General features: G+C 73.0%; 2 protein-coding genes. Both read right to left on the bottom strand.

Translation table 11 applies throughout. The features are described 5' to 3' along the window. Positions 1-259: hypothetical protein (locus AC1DUQ_RS21930; protein ID WP_477074662.1), on the bottom strand; the 259-nt coding region annotated here is incomplete at its 3' end. Next, positions 256-1,075, bottom strand: an 820-nt coding sequence (locus tag AC1DUQ_RS21925; protein WP_477074661.1) for a class I SAM-dependent methyltransferase, incomplete at its 5' end; no start/stop codon positions are given. The genes AC1DUQ_RS21925 and AC1DUQ_RS21930, both read right to left, overlap by 4 nt.

The following is a 1,075-nucleotide window of genomic DNA, read 5'->3' as shown; positions in this document are numbered from 1 at the left end:
ACACCGCCTCGTCGCCGGTCACCGTGAGCGTGCCCACCTGGGACGGGTTGTCCCAGCCGGCCGGCGGGTTGCCGGAGCCGTCGTCGAGCACTCCGCCCTGCCGCACGTACCAGTCGCCGCCGTAGTTCAGCTCGTGGATGCCGCAGTGCGTGTAGAGCGAGAACGTCGCGTCGAGCCTGGTCGGGAAGGGCTCGGCAGGAGCACCCGCGCAGCCCGCGAGCGCGACGCACGCGACGACGACGACCAGGGCGCGCCTCATGCCTGGTCTGTGTCCGCACGCGCACCGATCTTGCGTCCGACGTACAGCAGGTGGCCGGCGGTCGCGAGCGTGCCGGGGTCCGACGCCGTCTCCACCACCCGGTCGAGCAGCCGGCAGTACGCGGCGGGGTCCTCGACCCGCAACGCCTCGAACCCGCCCTCCACTCCGGTGAGGAACCCGTGCGTCGACGCCAGCAGCAGCGACGAGAACCCGTGCGACTCGAAGAACGGGCACACCTCGGTCGGCTGCACCCCGTGCACGTGCGTGAAGCGACCGGGCACCGCGTTCTCGAAGACGCCCTCGTCCAGCAGCCGGTCGACGAACGCCGGGTCGGCCAGCTGCCACCGCTCGTCGGGGAGCGAGAGCACCCGCCGGACGGAGGTGTACCGCGGCATGAGTGCGACGGCGACGAGCCCGTCGGGACGGGTGACACGGGCCAGCTCGGACGCGGCGAGCGCGCGGTCGTGCGCGTCGGACAGGTGGTACATCGGGCCGAGGGACAGGACCGCGTCGAACGTCCCGTCGGCCCAGCGCGACAGGTCACGGGCGTCGATCTCGACCACCTCCTGGACCGTGCCGGCGGGCAGCGACGACTCGGCGATGGCCAGCAGCTCGGGGGACAGGTCGGCCAGCGAGACGTCCCAGCCGAGCTCCGCCAGCCACACGGAGTACGGACCGGTGCCGCCGCCCAGGTCGAGCGCTCGCCCGGGCGTGCCGAGGTGCGGCTCCAGCAGGCGGGTCGTCAGGATCCGTTCGAGGAGGCCCTCGGGGGAGAGCAGCCGGTCCCGCTCGTGCTCGCTCTTCGCCGCGTAGTAC

It is taken from the genome of Cellulomonas sp. P4_B5_2 (assembly GCF_056402235.1).
The sequence above is the reverse complement of the archived record's forward strand: the minus strand, read 5'-3'. Positions and strand labels throughout refer to the sequence as shown.